This window comes from Ochrobactrum sp. RH2CCR150 (assembly GCA_014138095.1).
In the GTDB taxonomy this organism is placed as follows: Bacteria; Pseudomonadota; Alphaproteobacteria; order Rhizobiales; family Rhizobiaceae; genus Brucella; species Brucella gambitense.
In genome coordinates this window covers 1-1,655 of record JACGXE010000037.1, presented here as the reverse complement: position 1 = coordinate 1,655, position 1,655 = coordinate 1, and the positions used below count along the sequence as shown (strand labels likewise).

Below are 1,655 nucleotides of genomic sequence, written 5' to 3'. Positions count from 1 at the left end.
AACGTCCTATATTCGGAATGAACTCCCGTTTTAGCAACAGGTCACTATCGCGTCGGTCGTTTTACCGATGCGTTTGGATTATGATATAGGCCGCGCCGATCGTCAACGAACGGTCTCTCCCATAACAAACACAGAGTACGCGTTATCGCGGCTCTCACCGTCCTTAAGACGAGATCCTTTTTGCCGTCGAGCGGAAGGCCTGAACATTATCTACGAGGTCGTGGCGATTGCCAGCGCCTCCACGGCCCTGTCAGAGAAGGGTCCTTCCGCTGTGGATCGCCCCCTGATAAAAGGGACGATAAGTTTCGCCGCTTTTGATGACCGCGTGCACGGTCCGAGCCATTTTGGCGGCGATTGCTGTAAACGCTTTGCGGCGTAAATGGGTGTTGTGTCGATCTTTTGTGATGTAGCGCTCAAATTTGTCGCGAAAGCTATTGGGGCGCTGCAATATGGCAACCTGAGCTGCCATCCATAAAGTCCGCCTCAATCGCGCGTTTCCATATTTGGAGAGCTTTGTCTGACCTCGAAACATGCCTGACTGAATGGATGCCAGATCCATGCCACAGAACTTCAGGAACTGACGATGATGATTGAAGCGCCGCAGGTCTCCCGCTTCTGCCAGGATCGTCAAAGCATTGATCGGGCCAATGCCGGGGATAGTTGTCAGCAACTGGTAGTCGGAATTGTCTTTGAGCATCTCAACTGCACGCGCTTCGATCAGATTGCGTTGCGATATGAGACTTCTGCCCTCAGCCAAGACCATCCGAAACATTAGAATGGCGTCAGAACCCGGTGCCACAGGAAGACCGATCGAACGAGTTGCTGTTGCGTAAATGTCTGACAACAAACGCTCTTTACCAACTTTGCGGCCAACCACATCCCACGCCGCTTCGATGAAAGCCTCCTTGCTCAAGGCCGCGATAAAGTGTGGCGATGGAAACAGTTCAAGGAACGCGAAAAACCAGTCGCTGCGAGAACTGCGATGAAAGCGATCGGCTTCCGGGAAATACAACGGCAGATAATGTGTGAGGACACGATGCCACAGTTCGGTCTTTGCCCTTGATATCATGTCATGGGTCTTGGACAGCTCCTGTATATCGTTCGTGCCATGCAACAATGGATCGTGATAGAATTGCTCAGCGCCGATTGTCATCATATGCAAGATAACCTGAGCATCCTTCGGATCATTCTTATCCCAGGAATTATGCAATGCCTCTCTGGTCCGCGCCAGTGCGATTGAGGAAATCAGCTTGATATCGAAACCTGCTGCGCCAAGTTGAAACGCCAATGCGCGATGGTAGTTTCCTGTTGCTTCAAAAGCGACGCGCACGGGACGCTGAAAACTACGCAGCAGATTGATCAGGCGCTCGAACTCATCAAGAGTGTTGAGAATGCTGATCCGTCGCCGGCGCTTCTTATTGGGCACTTCGATCAGTATCTCATGCCGTTCTTTCGAAATATCAATCGCTACCAGTACAGGGGTAGACGCTGTAATATTGCACCCGGTCATAGCCCGTCTCCTTTGCAGTGTGGCTTCGCAAAACCACTGTGAGACCTGAGACCGGCTATGGCCAACCTGCTCACGCAATTTGAAAGGCGTCGCAGGTGGCCATAGCCTAAAAACTGGCGTTATTCCGAAGGTGTTATGGCAGCGA

Annotated in this window: 1 protein-coding gene; it reads right to left on the bottom strand. The window is 51.8% G+C overall.

Annotated elements, in window-relative coordinates; genetic code table 11:
- Positions 1-250: 250 nt before the first annotated feature.
- Positions 251-1,510 (bottom strand): IS110 family transposase, encoded by a 1,260-nt coding sequence (locus FHW03_RS25940; RefSeq protein WP_182523281.1) that lies wholly within the window; start codon positions 1,508-1,510, stop codon positions 251-253.
- Positions 1,511-1,655: the final 145 nt, after the last annotated feature.

Coding starts and splice junctions, on each gene's coding strand:
- FHW03_RS25940 (WP_182523281.1), bottom strand. CDS start 1,510: ATGACCGGGTGCAATATTACAGCGTCTACCCCTGTACTGGTAGCGATT.